This is a genomic window from Virgisporangium ochraceum (assembly GCF_016863655.1).
GTDB classification, from domain to species: Bacteria; Actinomycetota; Actinomycetes; order Mycobacteriales; family Micromonosporaceae; genus Virgisporangium; species Virgisporangium ochraceum.
The window spans coordinates 119,180-138,537 of record NZ_BOPH01000001.1; the positions used below are offsets into that span (position 1 = coordinate 119,180).

The 19,358-nt window shown below is 71.9% G+C and carries 18 protein-coding genes; 8 read left to right on the forward strand and 10 right to left on the reverse strand.

Translation table 11 applies throughout. From position 1 onward, the window contains the following. Nucleotides 1–66: 66 nt before the first annotated feature. On the reverse strand, nt 67–855 hold the full coding sequence (locus tag Voc01_RS00560) for a phosphotransferase (protein ID WP_203925196.1): 789 nt from the start codon (nt 853–855) through the stop codon (nt 67–69). A 33-nt stretch (nt 856–888) separates the two neighbouring features. Next, nucleotides 889–2,058, reverse strand: a complete 1,170-nt coding sequence (gene ftsY / locus Voc01_RS00565; protein WP_203925197.1) for a signal recognition particle-docking protein FtsY — start codon at nt 2,056–2,058, stop codon at nt 889–891. Between the two features lie 81 nt (nt 2,059–2,139). Between ftsY and Voc01_RS00570 the strand changes: the two genes are divergently transcribed. Further along, on the forward strand, nt 2,140–3,795 hold the full coding sequence (locus Voc01_RS00570) for an alkaline phosphatase D family protein (RefSeq protein ID WP_203925198.1): 1,656 nt from the start codon (nt 2,140–2,142) through the stop codon (nt 3,793–3,795). On the opposite strand, the gene Voc01_RS00575 is transcribed toward Voc01_RS00570, so the two are convergent. From Voc01_RS00575 to mca, 3 genes are all read right to left on the reverse strand, one after another. Then, entirely contained in the window at nt 3,796–6,414 is a 2,619-nt protein-coding gene (locus tag Voc01_RS00575; RefSeq protein WP_203925199.1) for a putative bifunctional diguanylate cyclase/phosphodiesterase, read from the reverse strand. A gap of 147 nt (nt 6,415–6,561) precedes the next feature. Further along, nucleotides 6,562–6,765: a hypothetical protein gene (locus Voc01_RS00580; RefSeq protein ID WP_203925349.1), complete on the reverse strand. Its 204-nt coding sequence runs from the start codon at nt 6,763–6,765 to the stop codon at nt 6,562–6,564. Between the two features lie 20 nt (nt 6,766–6,785). Continuing rightward, complete coding sequence (gene mca / locus Voc01_RS00585) at nt 6,786–7,661, reverse strand: mycothiol conjugate amidase Mca (RefSeq protein ID WP_203925200.1); 876 nt, start codon at nt 7,659–7,661, stop codon at nt 6,786–6,788. 108 nt (nt 7,662–7,769) lie between these two features. Between mca and Voc01_RS00590 the strand changes: the two genes are divergently transcribed. Both Voc01_RS00590 and greA read left to right on the forward strand, forming a co-directional pair. Then, nucleotides 7,770–8,183, forward strand: a complete 414-nt coding sequence (locus Voc01_RS00590) for a DUF4307 domain-containing protein (protein WP_203925201.1) — start codon at nt 7,770–7,772, stop codon at nt 8,181–8,183. Nucleotides 8,184–8,279: 96 nt separating this feature from the next. Then, on the forward strand, nt 8,280–8,792 hold the full coding sequence (gene greA / locus Voc01_RS00595; protein ID WP_203925202.1) for a transcription elongation factor GreA: 513 nt from the start codon (nt 8,280–8,282) through the stop codon (nt 8,790–8,792). 76 nt (nt 8,793–8,868) lie between these two features. On the opposite strand, the gene ilvA is transcribed toward greA, so the two are convergent. The 3 genes from ilvA to Voc01_RS00610 all read right to left on the reverse strand — a co-directional run bounded on the left by ilvA (nt 8,869) and on the right by Voc01_RS00610 (nt 12,752). After that, nucleotides 8,869–10,089 carry a threonine ammonia-lyase gene (ilvA, locus tag Voc01_RS00600; RefSeq protein WP_203925203.1) on the reverse strand — a complete coding sequence of 407 codons (1,221 nt, stop codon included), beginning with the start codon at nt 10,087–10,089 and terminating at the stop codon, nt 8,869–8,871. Nucleotides 10,090–10,168: 79 nt separating this feature from the next. Beyond that, nucleotides 10,169–11,614 carry an amidase gene (locus Voc01_RS00605; RefSeq protein ID WP_203925204.1) on the reverse strand — a complete coding sequence of 482 codons (1,446 nt, stop codon included), beginning with the start codon at nt 11,612–11,614 and terminating at the stop codon, nt 10,169–10,171. 10 nt (nt 11,615–11,624) lie between these two features. Then, a complete protein-coding gene (locus Voc01_RS00610) occupies nt 11,625–12,752 on the reverse strand; it encodes a cystathionine gamma-synthase (protein WP_203925205.1) in 1,128 nt (375 codons plus the stop codon). A gap of 34 nt (nt 12,753–12,786) precedes the next feature. Here Voc01_RS00610 and Voc01_RS00615 point away from each other — a divergent pair, with 34 nt between their 5' ends. Both Voc01_RS00615 and msrA read left to right on the forward strand, forming a co-directional pair. Continuing rightward, nucleotides 12,787–13,209 (forward strand): HIT family protein, encoded by a 423-nt coding sequence (locus Voc01_RS00615; RefSeq protein WP_203925206.1) that lies wholly within the window; start codon nt 12,787–12,789, stop codon nt 13,207–13,209. A gap of 96 nt (nt 13,210–13,305) precedes the next feature. Continuing rightward, nucleotides 13,306–13,968, forward strand: coding sequence for a peptide-methionine (S)-S-oxide reductase MsrA (gene msrA, locus Voc01_RS00620; protein ID WP_203925207.1), 663 nt, complete (start codon nt 13,306–13,308; stop codon nt 13,966–13,968). On the opposite strand, the gene Voc01_RS00625 is transcribed toward msrA, so the two are convergent. Next, entirely contained in the window at nt 13,969–15,300 is a 1,332-nt protein-coding gene (locus Voc01_RS00625) for an SMI1/KNR4 family protein (RefSeq protein WP_203925208.1), read from the reverse strand. A gap of 421 nt (nt 15,301–15,721) precedes the next feature. On the opposite strand from Voc01_RS00625, the gene Voc01_RS00630 reads away from it, so the two are divergent. Further along, entirely contained in the window at nt 15,722–17,440 is a 1,719-nt protein-coding gene (locus Voc01_RS00630; protein ID WP_203925209.1) for an aminotransferase class V-fold PLP-dependent enzyme, read from the forward strand. A 15-nt stretch (nt 17,441–17,455) separates the two neighbouring features. On the opposite strand, the gene Voc01_RS00635 is transcribed toward Voc01_RS00630, so the two are convergent. Then, entirely contained in the window at nt 17,456–17,827 is a 372-nt protein-coding gene (locus tag Voc01_RS00635) for a cupin domain-containing protein (RefSeq protein ID WP_203925210.1), read from the reverse strand. 48 nt (nt 17,828–17,875) lie between these two features. On the opposite strand from Voc01_RS00635, the gene Voc01_RS00640 reads away from it, so the two are divergent. Together Voc01_RS00640 and Voc01_RS00645 are read left to right on the forward strand one after the other, a co-directional pair. Then, nucleotides 17,876–18,334, forward strand: a complete 459-nt coding sequence (locus Voc01_RS00640; protein ID WP_203925211.1) for a MarR family winged helix-turn-helix transcriptional regulator — start codon at nt 17,876–17,878, stop codon at nt 18,332–18,334. Between the two features lie 51 nt (nt 18,335–18,385). Beyond that, nucleotides 18,386–19,321, forward strand: a complete 936-nt coding sequence (locus tag Voc01_RS00645; protein ID WP_203925212.1) for a S1C family serine protease — start codon at nt 18,386–18,388, stop codon at nt 19,319–19,321. Nucleotides 19,322–19,358 lie beyond the last annotated feature (37 nt).

Genomic DNA, 19,358 nt, shown 5'->3' on the forward strand with positions numbered 1-19,358 from the left:
CACGCAAGGTTTCCAACGTGTGAACGTTTGTTCACACTGACCGAACCGACGAGGCCCGCCGACCGATCAGCGGAGTGCGTACTCGAGAATGTGGCGCTCGTAGTCGATCAAGCGTAGATCGCGCACCGGCCGGCGCAGATGCCCTTTGTGCACGATCCGGACGAACGCCGGATCGCCGGCCGCCGCCATCCGTCGAATGCCTTCGATGTGGTCGACGATCCGTTTCCGGATGACGCGCACGAGGCGATGACGGTCGCGCGGGGTCAGCCCGTACGCGTCGGCGAACATCCGCAGCCGGCGCGGCCGGTTCGGGCGCTTCCAGCCGAGCGTGTACGAGTCGCGGTCGGAGAACAGCGGCGTCCAGGTCCAGGCCGCGTACGCCACGTCGTAGATGCGGGCGCCGGGCGAGGCCAGGTCGAAGTCGATCAGGGCCAGCGTGCCGTCGGGCCGCCAGATGACGTTGTGCGGCGCCGCGTCGTGGTGGCAGATCACCTCGGTGTCGGGCGGCGGGGGTCCGAACGACCGCCACACCGCGCCCGGCGGCGGCCGGAACCCGTACTGCGCGTCGTGGAACATGCGCAGCATCTGGGCGACGGTGGTGAGCGCCTCGTCGGTGACCCAGTGCGGCGCGAGCGGGTACTCACCGCACTCGCCGGTGATGAACGAGAGGACCTCGCGGCCCTTCTCGTCGATGCCCAGCGCCCGGGGCGCGCCCGTGTAGCCGACGTACTCCAGGTGCCTGAGCAGCGAATGGACCGCGGGCGTCCAGGGACCGGCGTTGCGGCGGACCGTGTCTCCGACACGGTGGACCACCGAGGTGTTACCGCCGTGAAGCGGTACTTCCTGCTGGGTCACCGGCCCTCCATCATGTGCGTACGCCCTCGAAGGTTACGCGTCCGTCGCCAGCAACGCCTCGACGAACTGGGCGGGTTCGAACGGCGCGAGGTCGTCTGGCCCCTCGCCCAGCCCCACGAGCTTGACGGGGATGCCCAGCTTGCGCTGTACCGCGATGACGATCCCGCCCTTCGCCGTGCCGTCGAGCTTGGTGAGCACCACGCCGGTCACGTTGACCACCTCGGTGAACACCCGCGCCTGCTCCAGGCCGTTCTGCCCGGTGGTGGCGTCGAGTACGAGAAGGGTCTCATCTACCGGCCCGTGACGCTCCACGACGCGCTTGACCTTGCCCAACTCGTCCATGAGCCCGACCTTGTTCTGCAGCCGGCCGGCTGTGTCGATCACCACGGTGTCGACCTGGGTGTCGATGCCGCGCTTGACCGCGTCGAAGGCCACCGCGGCCGGGTCGCCGCCCTCCGGACCGCGCACGACCTCGGCACCGACGCGGCCGGCCCAGGTGGCCAGCTGCTCGGCGGCGGCGGCGCGGAACGTGTCGGCGGCGCCGAACATCACCGACCGCCCGTCGGCGACCAGCACCCGGCCGATCTTGCCGCAGGTGGTCGTCTTGCCCGACCCGTTGACGCCCACCACCAGTACGACGGCCGGACGCCCCTCGGCTGATGCCTTCAACGACCGGTCCATCGACGGGTCCAGCGCGGTGGTGAGCTCCTCGGTGAGGAGCTTGCGCAGCTCGTCGGGCGACGCCGTGCCCATCACGCGGGCCTGCGTGCGCAGCCGCTCCACCAGCTCCTGGGTGGGTCCGACGCCGACGTCGGCCCGGATCAGGCTCTCCTCGACCTCGTCCCAGGTGTCGTCGTCGAGCTTGTCGCGGCTGAGCAGCGCGAGGAGGCCCCGGCCGAGCGCGTTCTGCGACCGCGACAGGCGGGCCCGCAGCCGGGTGAGCCGGCCGGCAGTGGGCTCGGGCGTCTCGATGGCCGGCGCCTCGACCGCCGGTTCCGGCTCGACCGCGACAGGCGGTTCCTCGACGACCGGCGGTTCGACCACCACGGGCGGTGCGGTTGTCGGCGGGCGTTCGAGCACCTCGGTCTCGCTCGCGCCCGGCGCGCTCGGCGGCAGCTCGCGCCGGCGCTTCGGGACGACGTATGCGACTGCCCCCGCGACCAGCAGGACCAGCAGCACAACTGCGATGACGACGTACTCCATGCCCCGAATCGTCTCAGACTCACCACAGGCGACCGGGTGGCAGGGCCAAGGTTCTTGGCGAATCATGGACCCGTGCCCGCCGTGGAGGAACCACTCGAGTCCGATTCGACCGTTAGCGTCCGCTCGCCGCTGATCCTCGGGCCGGTGCTCCGCCGGGTCGAGGGGGGTAGAGCCACGATCTGGGTCGAGCCGAACCGCCCCGGCACCGTCGAGGTGCGTGCCGGCTCCTCGGTGAACAGCTCCCGCACCTTCAGCGCGCACGGGCACCACTACGGCCTCGTGGTGGTCGAGGACCTGCCGCCCGACTCGGTGGTGCCGTACGAGGTCTGGTTCGAGGGCGAGAAGGCCTGGCCACCGCCCGACTACGACTACCCGCAGCCGGCGATCCGCACCCGTCCGGAGGACGGCGGGGTGCGCATCCTGTTCGGCTCGTGCCGCGAGTCGTCGCCGCTGCACACCGACCGGTTCCCGCCCGACGCGCTCGACGCGTACGCCGTGCGCCTGAGCGGCCAGGTGGAGAGCCCCGAGCCCACCGAGTGGCCCGACCTGATCATGCTGCTCGGCGACCAGGTGTACGCCGACGAGACGTCCACCACGATGAAGCGGGTCCTGGAGGAGCGGCGCGCCCAGCGCCGTCCCGACGCCCCCGACGAGCAGGTCGTCGACTTCCACGAGTACACCCAGCTGTACGTCGACTCGTGGACCGACCCCGACATCCGGTGGCTGTTCTCCACCGTCCCCAGCGTGATGATCTTCGACGACCACGAGATCATCGACGACTGGAACATCTCCGACACCTGGCGCACCGACATCAACCGCGAGTCGTGGTGGGCGACCCGCATCAAGGCGGGCCTCGCCACCTACTGGGTGTACCAGCACCTGGGCAACATCCCGCCCTCCGAGCTGGAGAAGGACCCCGTCTACCAGGCCGTGCTGGCCAACGCCGACGACGCCACCGCGGTGCTCGACGAGTTCGGCACCCGGGCCGACTCCGAGCCCGGCTCGTACCGGTGGAGCTACGCCCTCGACCTCGGCCGCACCCGGGTGGTCGTGCTCGACAACCGCGCCGGCCGCCAGCTGGAGCCGGGCCGGCGGGCGATGGCGTCCGACGCCGACTGGGCCTGGTTGCGTGACGCCGTCGACGGCGACCACGACCACGTGGTGATCGGGTCGTCGCTGCCGTGGCTCATGCCACCGGCGATCCACCACCTGGAGGCGGCCAGCGAGCGGCTCACCGAGTCGCGGCGGCCGTGGGTCCGCAGGCGGGCCGAGAAGATCCGCCGGGCGGTCGACCTGGAGCACTGGGCCGCGTTCGGCCGGTCGTTCGACGCGCTGGCCGAGCTGCTCACCGACGTGGCCGACCGGGAGGGCGGCCCGGCCACCGTGTGCGTGCTCTCCGGCGACGTGCACCACTCCTACGTGGCCCGGGCCGACCTGCCCACCCGCAGCCCGATCTACCAGCTCACCTGCTCACCCGTGCACAACGCGCTGCCCGGGTTCATGAAGCCGGCGATGCGGTTCAGCTGGAGCCGCGCGGCGGCCGCCATCGGTCGGGGCATCGCCAAGGCGGCCGGCCTGCCACCGCCGGTCGTCAAGTGGCACCGCGTCGCCGGTCCCGTCTACAAGAACGCGGTCAGTGAGCTCTGGCACGACGGCCGCGACGCGGTGGTGACGATCGCGGGCACCGAACCCGACAAGCAGCTGCACCGGGTCGCGAGGGTCAGCCTGACGCGGTAGCTACTCGGCGGCGCGCAGGTGCCGCGTGCCCGCCGGGCGGGGTGAGCCGCGCAGCGCCTCCACGGCGGTGTGCGCGGGCATCGGCTTGGAGAAGTGGTAGCCCTGCGCGGCGGTGCAGCCGAGCGCCACCAGGGCGGCGCACTGCTCGGCGTTCTCCACGCCCTCCGCGACGACCCGGCGGCCCAGGGCACGCCCGAGCTCGACGGTGGTGCGGACGATCGCCTCGGCCTCGGGCTGCTCGACCATCCGGGTGACGAACGTGCGGTCGACCTTGACCTCGTCGAGGGCCACCCGGGTCAGGAAGGTCAACGCGGAGCAGCCCGTGCCGAAGTCGTCGACGGACAGCTGGACCCCGAGGGTGCGCAGCTCGGCCAGCACCTCGTCGACCACTTGCGCCTCGCTGAGCACGACGGTCTCGGTGATCTCCAGGATCAGCCCGTTGGCCGGAATGTCGTGCTCGTGCAGCAGGTGTGCCACGTCGGCCGGCAGCTGCCGGTCGTGCAGGCTGCGCGGCGACAGGTTCACCGAGACCGGCAGCGCCGTGCCGGCGTCGCGGAGCCGGGCGGCGAACTCCAGGGCGGCGTCGAGCACGTACCGGGTGAACTGACCGAGCAGCTCGCTCTGCTCGACCGCCCGCACGAAGTCGACCGGGGTCAGCACCCCGCGGCGCGGGTGCCGCCACCGCACGAACGCCTCCACCGACACCGGCCGCCGGCCGGGCAGCCCGACCACCGGCTGCAGTACCAGGTGCAGCTGGTCGTCGCCGGCGAGGGCCTCGCGCAGCTCGGCCAGCAGGGCCAGCCGGTCGGTGCTCGCATTGTCGCGCCCGGCCTCGTACCGGGCGACGCTCGCCCCGCTGCGTTTGGCCTGGTACATCGCGATGTCGGCGCGGCGCAGCAGCTCGGTGACGTCGATCTCGCCGGCCGCGGCAGCCACGACGCCGATCGACGCCTCGACCGACAGCTGCACGCCGGACACCGACGTGGGGCGGGCCAGGTCGGCGGCGAGCAGCCGGGCCCGCTCGACGGCGGCCGACTGGTGCGCGTCGGCGCCCGCGAAGAGCACCGCGAACTCGTCGCCACCGAGCCGTACCACGAGGTCACCGGGCCGCGACCCGGCCGACAGCCGCCTCGCGATGATCTCCAGGAGGCTGTCGCCGGCCGCGTGTCCGAGCGTCGTGTTGACCTCTTTGAAGTGGTTGATGTCGAACAGCAGCAGCGCCACCCGGTCGGCGGCGTCGAGCCCGCGCAGCCGCGCCGTGCCGCGCACGAGCAGCCCCGCCCGGTTGATCAGCCCGGTCAGCGGGTCGTGGTTGGCGTCGTGGTCGCTGCGCTCGGTGAGCGCGCGCAGCTCGCTGTTGGTCGCGGCGTCGTGAAGGGACGCGGCCAGCGCGTCTCCGTACGCGTTGAGCATGAGCGCGTCGCGGCGGTTCATCGGCTGCGACGAGAGGATGCGCAGCTCACCGATGCGGGCACCGCCCACCAGCAGCGGCCGCGAGCTCAGCAGGCGGCCCCGGCTCGTGCCGACCAGCGTGCCCACCGCGTCGGATCCGGCCGACGCTTCGCTGTGGGTCACCACGCCGTCGGCCGCGATCGTGTACACCCGCTGCGGGCCCGGTGGGCCGTCGATCACGATCTCGGCGGTGCGCGCGGCGAACAGCCGCACCGCGCCATCGAGCCCGGCGGCCGCGGCCTGGCTCTCGTCGAGGTGGTTCAGCTCCCGGGTGGCCTCGGCGAACACCTGCCACGAGCGGCGCTCGTCCTCGGTGTTGGCCCGGTACGCGAACGTCTGGTGCAGCAGCCACAGCGACGGCGGGAGCACCAGGAGCCACAGCCGGTTGGCGCTGAAGCCGGCGATCACGGCGGCGGCCACCACCACGTTGCCGACCGCCATCGGCACCTTGGTGCGCACCATGGTGCGGGCCACGCGCAGCGGCCGCTGGTCGTACTCGACCGTGGCCAGACCGGCGACGATGAACGCGCTCAGCCCCAGGAAGGTCGCCGCGCCGACGGTCATCGCGAGTACGGTGCGCCCGTCGAGGGCGACGTTCGGACGCAGCCCGAGCAGGGCGGCGGCCGTCGCCGCACCGGCGGCCGACACCGTGAGGGCGGCGGTGTTGTTCAGCACCCGGTACGCCACGGCGAGCCGGCCGGTGCGCAGCCGGAGGTACTGGAGCGAGCCGACACCGACGAGGAACACCGCCGGCACCAGCCCGACCGGAATGAGGTAGCAGGCGACGATCAGCGCCGCCTCACCCCAGCCCAGCCGGAGCACACCGGACCCGGTGCGCACCCGCACCGCCATGACGTGTCCGAGCACCACCACCGCGACGACCGCGAGGAGGACGAGCGGCGACGGGACGTCCGCACCGGTGACGAGCGTGTGCGCCACCCCGCCGACCACCGCCGCGACGGCGACCGCGCGCAGGAGGTACCAGCACCACCGCCACACCGGACCGGGTGGCGACTGGGCCGAGGAGCGCTGCGCCGGAATGCGTACCGGATCGGTAACGGCCGATGGCCCGACCAGGGCGCCGGGAATGTCGGCGGTGGCCGTGGACCCGCCGGAAGCCGCCGAATCAGGGAATGCGGCAGGCGTGGTCGCGCGTTTATCGACCACGCGTCACCGCCCCTCCGCGCTGCGTGTTCGCCTGCGCCCCGCCATCCCCGTACCGAGGCCCCAGTCCACTGGGCAGGCTAGAACATCCACGGATCGAACGACAGAGTCACGAAGACAATGCGGGCCGCCCGAACGGCGGCCCGACGGTCAGCTTCCCGGCGCGGGCGACGAGTCGGAGTCCGGCGGCTCCTGCGACGGGAACCGCTCGGGCAGCCGCTTGATCCGCTTGTTCATGTTCCGGACGAGCAGCACGGTCCCGATCGCGAGCAGCACGATGATCAGCAGGCCCAGCGGCCCGGCGAGGCTACCGGAGCGGGTGTCACCGAAGATGTTCTGCGCGATCCCGTCCACGCCGGCTACGGTACGCCTGCCTACGCGGAGACGCGCTCGCGCACCCCCGCGAACAGGTCGTCTTCGGGCGTGGGGCTGTCGACCATCGACCGGACGAGCTCGTAGTCCTCGGTCGGCCAGTGCTTCACCTGCATGTCGCGCGGCACCGCGAACCACTGCCCGTCGGGGTCGACCTGGGTGGCGTGGGCCCGCAGGGCGTCGTCGCGCTGCTCGAAGTACTCGCCGCACTCGACGCGGGTGGTGACCCGCGAGCTCTTGTCGCGCTTCGGGTCGAGGTTCTTCAGCCACTCCCCGTACGGCGACTCGAGGCCCTCGGCCAGCAGCGCGTTGTGCAGCGTCTCGATCCGCCGCATGTTCCACATGTGGTAGTAGAGCTTCAGCGGCTGCCAGACCGGACCCTCCCCCGGGTACCGCTCGGGGTCACCGGCGGCGTCGAACGCCACCATGCTGATCTTGTGGGTCATCACGTGGTCGGGGTGCGGGTAGCCGCCGTCCTCGTCGTAGGTGAGCACCACATGCGGCCGGAACGAGCGGATCAGCCGCACCAGCGGCGCGGCCGCCTCCTCGACGGGCACCAGCGCGAACGCGTCGTCGGGCAGCGGCGGCAGCGGGTCGCCCTCCGGGTAGCCGGAGTCGACGAAGCCGAGCCACTCCTGCCGGATGCCGAGGATCTCGCGCGCCCGGTCCATCTCGGCGCGGCGCAGCTCGGGCAGCTGCTCCCAGATCTCCGGCCGGTCGAGCTTCGGGTTGAGCACGCTGCCGCGTTCGCCCCCGGTGCAGGTGACGACGAGGACGTCGACGCCCTCCGCCACGTACCTGGCCATGGTTGCCGCACCCTTGCTGGACTCGTCGTCCGGATGTGCGTGCACGGCCATCAGGCGCAACTGCTCCCCCACGCTGCTGTCTCCCTCATGAACGGGCCCTCATGAACGGCCACTACCGTGACCCAACGCACCGCACCGGCATATTGTTGCCGGAACCCCCGACAAAAACTTTGGGACGCCGTGACTGATCAAGACGCTACCGCCGCGCCGGTATTCCCGCCCGGCCGGTACGGACGTCGCCGGGCCGACCGCCCGCGCCGTCCGTGGCTGGCCGTGCTGCTCGGCGCGCTGGTCATGGTGGCGTCGGCCGGAATCGGCTACCGCCTGTACAAGCAGTACGGCGACCCGGAGCACGCTCCGCGCATCCTCTCCGAGAGCGAGCGCACCGCCGACCACGTCACGATCCGGTTCGAGGTCCGCGGCGACGGGCGCAACCCGGCGATCTGCATCGTGCGGGCCAGGGCGAAGGACGGCCTGGTCATCGGGTCGGCCGAAGTACCGGTGGCCGCGGGAAAGCGCGTTGTACAGACATATACGCTGGTCACCCGCGAAAGGGCATTCGTGGTGGACATACCGAAGTGCCGGCCCGCGTAAGAAGCGGAGTAACTGGCAGCAATCGCGGGGCTCACGTTAAGTTGGGCACTTTTGCTACCTTGGTTGGTCTGGCTCATATGCAAGTTGCGCCGACCCATGTACTTGCAAAGGGGATCTTCAGTGTCGTCTGAGACCTGGCTGTCGCAGGAAGCGTACGACCGGTTGCAGGCCGAGCTCGATGAGTTCATCGCCAACCGGCCGGTGATCGCTGCCGAGATCAACGCCCGGCGCGAGGAGGGCGACCTCAAGGAGAACGGCGGCTACCACGCCGCGCGTGAGGAGCAGGGCAAGGCCGAGGCCCGCATCCGCTACCTCCAGGAGCTGCTCCGCACCGCGCAGGTGGGTGAGGCGCCGGCGGCCAACACCGGCAAGGTGGGTCCCGGTGTCGTGGTCACCATCCAGTTCGACGACGACGAAGACGACACCGAGACGTTCCTGCTCGGCTCGCGGGAGATCGCGGCCAGCACCGACCTCACCGTCTACTCGCCGGAGTCGGCGCTGGGCAAGGCCATCGTCGGCGCCAAGGCCGGCGACACCGTCACCTACACCGCGCCCAGCGGCGCGGAGATCAAGGTGACGGTGGTCAAGTTCGAGCTGTTCAGCGGCTGAGCTTCAGCGGCTGGGCTTTCACCGGCTGGGCTTTCACCGGCTGGGCTTTCACCGGCTGGGCTTCACCGGCTGGGCTTCACCGGCTGAGCGGCGTCACCGTGTAGCCGGCCGCCCGTAGGGCGCCGGTGAGCCGGTCGGCGTGCGCCGCGCCGCGGGTCTCCACCGACATCGAGATCTCCACCTCGCCGAGGCGCAGGCGGGGATCCTGCCGCCGGTGGTCGACGTCGACGATGTTCGCGCCGAGCGCGGCCACCTCGCCCAGCAGCTTGGCGAGGTGGCCGGGCCGGTCGGTGCACCGCACCGTGAACGTGTAGTAGCGGCCGGCCGACGCCAGCCCGTGCTCGATCACGCGCAGCAGCAGCATCGGGTCGATGTTCCCGCCCGAGAGCACCGTCACGGCCGGGGTCTCGACCTCGCCGGCCACCCCGGCGAGCAGGGCGGCCACGCCCACGACGCCGGCCGGTTCGGCGAGCAGCTTCCCGCGCTCCAGCAGCACCAGCAGGGCCCGGGAAATGTCCTCCTCGGTCACCGTCACGACGTCGTCGACGAGCTTGCTGACGTGCTCGAACGTCACCTCGCCGGGACAGCCGACCGCGATGCCGTCGGCGATCGTGCCGAACTCGGGCAGCCGCACCGGCCGTCCCTGGGCCAGCGACGCCGGGAACGCGGCCGCGCCGGCCGCCTGCACCCCGATGATCCGTATGTCGGGGCGGAGCGCCTTGGCCGCGACCGCGATGCCGGAGATCACCCCGCCACCGCCGATCCCGACCAGGATCGTGCGCACGTCGGGCACCTGCTCGACGATCTCCAGCGCCACCGTGCCCTGACCGGCGATCACGTCGGCGTGGTCGAACGGGTGGATCAGCACCGCACCCGTCCGGTCGGCGAACTCCCCGGCCGCGACCAGCGCCTCGTCGACGGTCGCGCCGGCCAGTTCCACCGTGGCGCCGTAGCCCCTGGTCGCCGCGATCTTCGGCAGCGCCGCACCGACCGGCATGAACACCGTGGCCGCCGTGTCGAGCGCGGCGGCGGCCACCGCCACACCCTGCGCGTGGTTGCCGGCGCTCGCCGCCACCACCCCGCGGGCCCGCTCCTCCGGACTCAGCCGGGCGATGCGCACGTAGGCGCCGCGCACCTTGAACGAGCCACCACGCTGCAGGTTCTCGCACTTCAGCCAGACCGGGCCGCCGAGCTTCGCCGTGAGCGGGCGGCTCGGTTCCATCGGGGTGTAGCGGGTGACGCCGTCGAGCAACTCGCGAGCGGCGTGCACCTCGGCCAGCGTGACCAGTGCAGTCATGCCTGCATGCTCGCACCCCGCCGGTGCTTCGTCCGGGGCTGTCCTGAGGTGCTCGCTCCGCTCGCACGGGCCCCGGGCCTCAACGGCGCAGCCTTCCCTCGTCGCTCCGGCCGCTTCGCTTCCTACGCTCCTCAGTCCAGGCCGCACCGGCCCGCGGCCAGCCGGGTGCGTGGCGGCGCCAGGGGGCGGCCTGTTCCAGCTGGCCGGCCACCGCGAGCAGGGTCAGCTCGCTGCCCGGACGGCCGACGAGTTGCACGGCGGCGGGCAGCCCGTCGGGACGCACACCGGCCGGCACCACGACCGCCGGCAGCCCGGCGAGGTTCCACGGTGCCGCGTAGGGCGCGAACCGGACGCAGGCGGCCAGGTTGGCCTGCCACGAGCGGCGGGCCCAGTCGGCCGCCACCGGCGGCGGGCCGGCCAGGGCCGGGGTCACCAGCACGTCGTACCGGTTCTCGTCGAGCCAGCGGAGCACCCGCTCGCGCCACGACTCGCGGTCGCCCGAGCGCACCATGCCGCGCCGCACCGCCTGCTCGCCGACCGCGATGTGCCGGCGCGACCGCGGCTGCAACGTGCCGACGTCGACGCCGAGGAACGTCGCGTCCTCGTAGACGCCGGCGAACCACGTCGCCGTGCCGCGGGTCTGCAGCCACAGCGGGTAGGACACCTCGGCCCGCACCGCGTTGTGGCCCAGCCCCACCAACTCGCGGACCGACCTGGTCACGGCGTCGCGCGCACCCGCGTCCGGCCGCACGCCCGCCGCCGGCGACCGCAACGAGACCGCGAACCGCAACCGGCCCGGCTCCTCCAGCGGAGCGGGGGTCCGCCCCGCGATCACGCCGAACCCGACCGCGGCATCGCCCACGGTGGTGGCCAGGATGCCGTTCTCGACCATGCCGTACCAGCCGGCGCCGACGTCGGCCGGCACCACGCCGCTGCCCGGCTTGATGCCGACGAGGCCGCAGCACGCGGCCGGGACGCGCACCGACCCGAAGCCGTCGTTGCCGTGCGCGATCGGCACCAGACCGGCCGCGACGGCCGCCGCCGACCCGCCCGACGAGCCGCCCGGCGTGCGGTCGGTGCGCCACGGGTTGCGGGTGATCACGCCGTCGGTGTCGTCGGTGAGCGCCCAGATGCCCAGCTCGGGCATGCGGCTGGTGCCGACGACGATCGCGCCGGCGCCGCGCAGCCGCCGCACCACCTCGTGGTCGGCGGTGGCCACCGGCTGCCGGACCGCCGCCGAGCCGCGCCACGTGGGCAGCCCGGTGACCGGCACGTTCTCCTTGACCGCGATCGGCACCCCGGCCAACGGCAGGTTGGAGAGCTCGGGCAGCTCGTCGACGATCTCCGCCTCGGTGACCGCCGCGGCCGCCCGCACCTCGCGGAACGCGCCGACGATGCGGTCGTAGTTGCGGATCTGGTCGAGATGGTCGGCCACGACCGCGGTCGCCGAGGTGTCGCCCCGGCGTACCGCACGGGCGATCTCGCGGGCGGTACGGCCCACCCAGGCGTCGGGTCGGTCGAGCATTCGTTGCCCCTTAGCTCAGCGCTCTGTCGAGGTCGGCCAGCAGATCATCGACGGTCTCGATGCCCACGGACAAGCGGACGAGGTCGTCGCGCACCTCCAGCGGCGACCCGGCCACGCTGGCGTGGGTCATCCGCCCCGGATGCTCGATCAACGACTCGACGCCGCCGAGGCTCTCGGCCAGGATGAACAGCTCCGTGCTGTTGCAGACCTTCTCGGCGTCCGCGGTACGGAAGCTCACCATGCCGCCGAACCGGCGCATCTGCTTGGCTGCCGTCTCGTGGCCGGGGTGGTCGGGCAGGCCCGGGTAGTAGACCTGGGTCACCTTCTTGTGGTGGATCAGGAATTCGGCGATCCGCTCGGCGTTGTCGCAGTGCCGGTCCATCCGGACGCCCAGGGTCTTGATGCCGCGGGTGGTGAGCCACGCGTCGAACGGCCCGTTGACCGCGCCCATCGCGTTCTGGTGGAACTTCAGGGTCGCGGCCAGTTCGTCGTCGTTGAGCACGAGTCCGCCGCCGATCACGTCGGAGTGGCCGCCGAGGTACTTCGTGGTCGAGTGGACCACGATGTCGGCGCCCAGCGACAGCGGCTGCTGCAGGTACGGCGACGCGAACGTGTTGTCGACCACCAGCAGCGCGCCGAGGTCGCGGGCCAGCTGGGCCGCGCCGGCGAGGTCGGTGATGTTGAGCAGCGGGTTCGTCGGCGTCTCGACCCAGACCATCTTCGTGTTGGCCTGCGCGGCGTTCCGCATGGCGCCGACGTCGGGGCCCTTCGCGGGCGTGAACCCGATCCCCCACTGCTCGTGGACCCGCGCGAAGAGCCGGTAGGTGCCGCCGTACGCGTCGCCCGGGAACACCACGTGGTCGCCGGGTTTCAGCAGGCCGCGGAGGATGGCGTCCTCGGCCGCGAGGCCGCTGGCGAACGCGAGGCCGTGCCGGCCGCCCTCGATCGCGGCGAGCTGGGCCTGCAGGGAGTCGCGGGACGGGTTGGCGCTGCGGCTGTACTCGTAGCCGAGCCGCGGGGCGCCCACCGCGTCCTGTGCGTAGGTGCTCGTCTGGTAGATCGGCGGGATCACCGAACCGGTGCGCGGGTCGGGGTCCTGGCCGGCGTGGACGGCGAGCGTGTCGAAGCCGTGGCTCATCCGTAGAAGGCTAATCCTCGTTACGGTTGCCCCTATGGCCGACTGCCTGTTCTGCTCGATCATCGCCGGATCGGTGCCCGCGTTCGAGGTCGCCTCGACCGACGAGTGCGTGGCGTTCCTCGACATCCGCCCGGTGTTCAAGGGGCACGTGCTGGTCGTGCCGCGTGCTCACGTGGTCACCTTGGCCGATCTTGACCCTGGCCTTTTGTCGCCTTTTTTCGGCTTTGTGCAACAGTTGTCGCGCGCCGTCGAGGCCGGCCTGGGCGCCGGCGGGTCCTTCGTGGCGATGAACAACAAGGTCTCGCAGTCGGTGGCCCACCTGCACGTCCACGTGGTTCCCCGCACCAAGGGCGACGGACTGCGCGGCTTCTTCTGGCCCCGCACGAAGTACGAATCGGACGAGGAGGCCGCGTCGTACGCGTCACGTGTCGGTAATGCCCTGGGCGGGCATTCCTGAGGGTGGCCCGGTGTTAGGCCTGATGGCTTTTCGGGGGAGCGCGAGGGTGGCGAAGCCCCCTCGCCCCGGAGGCACAGAATTGGAGGGTTGTGACCCGTGTTTCTCAGGCATAAGAAGCTCGAACTGCCCACCCCCGACGAGGCCCTGCCGGGCCGTAACACCGAGATCCCCGTGGCCGCGCGCCACACCGTGCTCGGCACCCCGCTGAAGGGCCCCTGGCCCCAGGGGCTGCAGACCGCGGTGTTCGGCATGGGCTGCTTCTGGGGTGCCGAGCGGCTGTTCTGGCGCGTGCCCGGCGTGTACTCGACGGCGGTCGGGTACGCGGGCGGGATCAGCCCGAACCCCACGTACGAGGAGGTCTGCTCGGGCCGCACCGGCCACACCGAGGCCGTGCTCGTCGTGTACGACCCCGACCAGGTCAGCTACGACCAGCTGCTGAAGGTCTTCTGGGAGAACCACGACCCCACCCAGGGCATGCGGCAGGGCAACGACGTCGGCACCCAGTACCGGTCGGCGATCTACGCCACCACCGACGAGCAGCACGCGCGGGCCCTGGAGTCGAAGGAGCTGTTCCAGCGGGTCACCCGCGACGCCGGCTTCGGCGACATCACCACCGAGATCGACCGGGCCGGCGACTTCTACTACGCCGAGGACTACCACCAGCAGTACCTCAGCGACGTGAAGAACCCGAACGGGTACTGCAACCACGGCCCGAACGGCATGAGCTGCCCGATCGGCGTGGTCAGCACCGAGGGCTGATCAGAGCCAGTCCAGGGTGCCGTCGGGCAGGGCGGCGGGGCGGTACGGGGAGCCCGTCTCCAGGCTCGTCGCCACCGCTTCGAGCAGAGCGAGGAACGAGGGCGGCCGGTTCCCGAACCGGGTGCCCTCTTCCGGGACGAAGTCACCAACCCGGCCGCCCATGCCGGGGCGCTGGTCGACCAGCAGGCTGCCGCCGTCGCCGGCCGCCGCGAACGGCACGAAGAGCCGGTGCCACCAGGTGCCGTCGGCCCGGCTGCCGCCGATGGCCCGGCACGACGACAGCCACTCCGTGTAGATCTCGTCGAGCCCCAGGTACCGGTGGAACGGCGGGAACTCGAACCCGGCCCGCGGCTGCGCGCCGTCGTGCCGTAGCAGCGAGGCAGCCAGGTCCGCCGGGAACTGCACCCCGGTCAGCGCCTGCATGGCGCGCAGGTGGGCGGGGTCGGCCCCGGGTCGCAGCGAGGCCGCGGTCAGCGGCGCCTTCGCCGCGAGTCCGGCCTCGATCCGGGTCCAGGCCGCGTTCACGCGCGCGGTGGTCGCCGCGTCGGGCGTCAGCGGGACCGTGCCCGCGCGGGCCGGCACGCAGGGTGCGGCCGCCGGCGTGGGCGGTACGGGACGCGCGGGGCGCGCCTCCGCGTAGCCGACGACCGCCCGGTTCTCCGGCTCGATGGTGGCTTCCCCGTCGGTGAACAGCGTGATCATGTACAGCGCCTGCAGCGCCGCGACCACCAGGATCAGCACCGCGACGGCGACCCGCTTCCCGGTGACCGCGCGCTTCGCGGGCTCGGGCCGCTCCGCGAGCAGCGGGTCGAGCCACTCCCGGGACCGCTCGGCGAAGTCGGGCCGGTCGGCGGCGTCGGCCGGAAGCTCCCCGCCCAGCGTCACCGGTAGGTCGTTGAGGTCTCCGGCCGGTCCCACCGCGACCACGGCGGCCGGCACGTGCCGCCGCTCCAGGACCTCCAGGGTCAGCCGGACGTCGTTCACGGCGTCGGCGTCGGCGGCCACCACCACCGGTGCGCGCAGCGCCCAGGCGACGTCGGCCAGCGTGAACCCGCCCAGCGGCGCCAGCAGGCCGCCCGGTGCCGTCACGATCACCCGGTCGTGGGTCGGCACGAGCGCCTCGGCGATCCGCACCGCGTCGTCGGCGCGGTCGGCGACCGGCACCGCCACGTACGTGGTCGCACAGGTCCGGAGGAGGTTGGCGGCGTCGTCACCGATCACGACGGCGGCGACCCGGTCGCCTCCGGCGGCGGCCAGCGCGGCCGCCACGGTCACCCAACCGGAGGACCCGGCCGCGACCACGACCCATGGCTTCGCGGAAGACCAAGACATCGACGCTCCCCGTTCGGCTGCACACAGCGTAACGGGGAGCGTCGTCTCTATATTGGGCGGGCGAGGGCACACGATCGCGATCTCTGCGGGGGAACCGGTCATCGCGTACCCTCGCCCGCCCGGAAACCCGCCCGGCCCTGGGGAGGGCGCCTGGCCGGAGGCGCCGGGCCGGCGGAGGCATGCCGGTCCCGTGCACGGGCGGGTTTTCGCAGGTGGCGGTTGGCGATGTTGGCGGGCACCGCCGAGGCCACCGGGCTTTCAGTTGTTCCGGAGGTTCTAACGCTCGTGGCCACTTGCGGGTTGCGGCGCCGTGAACCACCGGTGAGCACAAAGTTAGGCCGCGCAGGAGACGCCCAGCGGACAGAGTGTGCGACCGGCCAGCAGGTTCAGCTTCCCGGGCTTTCGTGCGAATAATGGGGCCATGGCCGACGACCCGCCCCTGCTCCGCCGCATCCGGGCGGCCGTGATCGGCGACGACCAGGTGATGTGGGGGCCGTACGGGCCACGGAGGGTGACGTACGCCGACTACACGGCGTCGGGCCGGGCCCTGTCGTTCCTGGAGAGCTTCATCCGGGCCGAGGTGCTGCCGCGGTACGCCAACACCCACACCGAGTCGAGCGGCACCGGTCTGCAGACCACCCGGCTCCGGGAGGACGCGAGAAAGATCATCCGGGACGCCGTGGGCGGCGACGAGGAGACCGTCGTCATCTTCACCGGGGCCGGGTCGACCGGCGCGATCGACAAGATGGTGCACATCCTCGGGCTCCGGCTGCCGGCCGACCTCGACGACCGCTACCGGCTGGCCGACCACATCCCGGCCGCCGAGCGTCCGGTCGTGTTCATCGGGCCGTTCGAGCACCACTCCAACGAGCTCGCCTGGCGCGAGTCGATCGCCGACGTCGTGGTGATCCCGGAGGACGCCGACGGCCACATCGACCTGGGCGCACTGGAGGTGCGGCTGCACGAGTTCCGCGACCGCCAGCTGAAGATCGGGTCGTTCTCGGCCGCCTCGAACGTCACGGGCATCGTCACCGACACCCGCGCGGTCGCCGACCTGCTGCACCGGCACGGCGCGCTGTCGTTCTGGGACTACGCGGCGGCCGCGCCGTACGTCCGCATCGACATGTACGACGGCCACAAGGACGCCCTGTTCCTGTCGCCGCACAAGTTCGTCGGCGGACCGAGCACGCCGGGTGTGCTCGTGGTCCGCCGGGAACTCCTGCGCAACCGGGTGCCGACGGTGCCCGGCGGCGGCACGGTCGACTACGTCAACGCCGCCGAACACCACTACATCCGCGACCCGGCGCACCGCGAGGAGGGCGGCACGCCCGCGATCGTCGAGTCGATCCGCGCCGGCCTGGTGCTCCAGCTCAAAGACGCGGTGGGCGTCGACGTGATCAAGGCGCACGAGCAGCGGTTCCTGCGCGCCGCCATCGACGCCTGGACGGCCCATCCCCACATCGAGATCCTCGGCAACCTCGACGCCGAGCGGCTGTCGATCCTCTCGTTCGTGGTGCGCCGCCCCGGCGGCCGGTACCTGCACCACAACTTCGTGGTGGCGCTGCTCAACGACCTGTTCGGCATCCAGTCGCGGGGCGGCTGCTCCTGTGCCGGCCCGTACGGGCACCGGCTGCTCGGCATCGACATCGAGCGGTCGCACCGGTTCGAACGCGAGATCCTCGACGGGTGCGAGGGCATCAAGCCCGGCTGGGTGCGGGTGAGCTTCAACTACTTCATCTCCGACGCCGTCGCGCGGTACATCGTCGACGCGGTGTCGTTCGTGGCGACGCACGGCTGGGCGCTGCTGCCCGAGTACCGGTTCGACCCTTACCGCGGCCTGTGGCGGCACCGCGACGGTCTGGTCGAGCCGCCGCTGCGGCTCACCGACCTGATCTACACCGACGAGGGTGACCTGCACTGGCCGGGCCGGGCGGCCGAACACGAGCGGGCCGGCGAGGACGCGCTGGCCGGATACCTCGACGAGGCCCACGCGGTGGTGGCCCGGCTGAAGCCGCCGGAGCCGGAGCAGGCCGGTCCGCCGAGCGCGCCGGGTGGCACCGAGGCTGGGCCGGGAGCCGCGGTCTCCGCGACGTTCGAGGAGCTGCGCTGGTTCGACCTGCCGCCGGAGTGTCTGCGATGAGACGCTCCGATGAAACTACTTCGCCCACGGCGGCGTACCGAAGGGTGTGCCATCGGCCATCGTCGCCGTGAAGCCCGCCGGTATCGCCACCAGCACCTCGGCCGGCGTGGCACCGGGGTTGGAGAGCGCGATCTGTCCGCCCGCGGGCACCACGACAGCGTCGCCCGGCCCTAGCATGTCGCCCGAGAGTGTGATCGAGCCGGACAGCACCATGAACACCTCGTCGCGGTCGAGGGTGTGTGGGCTGTCCGTCTCGTGGCCGGCCGCGACGATGATCTTCCACGTACACAACTGTTCCGATCCACGGCTTGGCGAGGCCATGCCCACGAACGTGACGCCGGGGATGTCGAACCGCGGCGCATGGGCCGCACGGAGAATGGTTTTCATAGAAACAGACACTAAACTTAGTTTCGTATTTTGTAAACGAGGTTTCGCATGGCGCTGGTAACCGACGTCCACATCGCGCGACTCCTACTCCGCGCGGTGCGCGCGGTGCAGTCGACCTACATCGAGCGCCTGCAGCAGCGCGGCCATCCCGGGCTGCGCACCGGACACATTCCGGTGTTCGCGGGTCTCAACCCCGAGTCCTCGAACGTGGCCGGTGAGGGCACCCGCATCACCGACCTCGCCAACCGCGCCGGCATGACCCGCCAGATGATGGGCCGGCTGGTACGCGAGCTCGAGGCGCTCGGCTACCTGTCCACGGCCACCCACCCCGACGACCAGCGCGCGGTGGTGGTCACGATGACCGAGCGCGGCCATGCGATCCGCACGGAGGCCGCCGCGGTGATCGCCGACCTCGAGGCCGACTACGCGGTGCTCCTCGACGACCCGGACCTCGCCTCGCTCAAGGGCGCGCTGCAGAGCATCATCCGGACCTCACCAACGGCCTAAGCCCACGGCGTAACCCGGCATGCGGGCGGGCCGGGGAGCGTTGCCCGGCACATGGAGCCTGATGTCGACGCTCTGGACGCCTACTCCCGTGCCGTGACCACCGTCGCGGCCACCCTTCTACCCAGCGTGGCCAGCCTCACCGTGCAGTCGCGGCGGGGCAATGGCGCCGGGTCCGCCGTGGTCTTCAACCCCGACGGTCTCACCCTGACCTCCGCCCACGTCGTCGAGGGCGCCACCAGCGGACTCGCCGAGTTCACGTCCGGCGAGGAGACCCGCTTCGATGTGGTCGGCGCCGACCCGCTGGCCGACCTCGCGGTCCTGCGGCTGCACGACCCGGCCGCCTGCACCAGACCCGCCACCCTCGGCGACGCCGACTCTCTGCGCATCGGCCAGCTGGTCATCGCGGTGGGCAACCCGCTCGGTCTCGCCGGGTCGGTCACCGCCGGGGTGGTGAGCGCGCTCGGCCGGTCGCTGCCGGTCCGCGACGCGCGCCGCATGCGCCTCATCGACGACGTCATCCAGACCGACGCCGCCCTCAACCCCGGAAACTCCGGCGGCGCCCTCGCCGACTCGGCCGGCCGGGTCGTCGGGATCAACACGGCCGTCGCCGGCTACGGGCTGGGCCTCGCGGTACCGATCAACACCAACACCCGCCAGATCGTGCAGGAACTGGTGTCGACCGGCCGGGTGCGCCGGGCGTACCTGGGCATCGCGGGCACGCCGGCGCCGCTGCCCGCCGCGCTCGCCGGCAAGCTGGGCCAGCGCCGTGGGCTGCGGCTGGTCGAGGTGATGCCGGGCGGCCCGGCCGCGGAGGCCGGGCTCTTCATCGGTGACGTCGTGATCGCGGCCGGCGGCCGCGCGGTGCAGGGCGTCCAGGACATCCAGCGGCTGATGCTGGGCAGCTCCATCGGCACGCGGCTGCCGATCACGGCACTGCGCCGGGGCGCCCTGGTCGACGTGGTCGCGATCCCCACGCCGCTGGCTTAGCCGGTTTTTAATAGACGACGCTCTATCCAGTGCGCTG

Coding starts and splice junctions, on each gene's coding strand:
- Voc01_RS00625 (WP_203925208.1), bottom strand. CDS start 15,300: ATGTCTTGGTCTTCCGCGAAGCCATGGGTCGTGGTCGCGGCCGGGTCC.
- Voc01_RS00605 (WP_203925204.1), bottom strand. CDS start 11,614: ATGCTCGACCGACCCGACGCCTGGGTGGGCCGTACCGCCCGCGAGATC.
- Voc01_RS00610 (WP_203925205.1), bottom strand. CDS start 12,752: ATGAGCCACGGCTTCGACACGCTCGCCGTCCACGCCGGCCAGGACCCC.
- greA (WP_203925202.1), top strand. CDS start 8,280: ATGTACTTGCAAAGGGGATCTTCAGTGTCGTCTGAGACCTGGCTGTCG.
- ilvA (WP_203925203.1), bottom strand. CDS start 10,089: ATGACTGCACTGGTCACGCTGGCCGAGGTGCACGCCGCTCGCGAGTTG.
- Voc01_RS00645 (WP_203925212.1), top strand. CDS start 18,386: ATGGAGCCTGATGTCGACGCTCTGGACGCCTACTCCCGTGCCGTGACC.
- ftsY (WP_203925197.1), bottom strand. CDS start 2,058: ATGGAGTACGTCGTCATCGCAGTTGTGCTGCTGGTCCTGCTGGTCGCG.
- Voc01_RS00640 (WP_203925211.1), top strand. CDS start 17,876: ATGGCGCTGGTAACCGACGTCCACATCGCGCGACTCCTACTCCGCGCG.
- Voc01_RS00630 (WP_203925209.1), top strand. CDS start 15,722: ATGGCCGACGACCCGCCCCTGCTCCGCCGCATCCGGGCGGCCGTGATC.
- Voc01_RS00635 (WP_203925210.1), bottom strand. CDS start 17,827: ATGAAAACCATTCTCCGTGCGGCCCATGCGCCGCGGTTCGACATCCCC.
- Voc01_RS00615 (WP_203925206.1), top strand. CDS start 12,787: ATGGCCGACTGCCTGTTCTGCTCGATCATCGCCGGATCGGTGCCCGCG.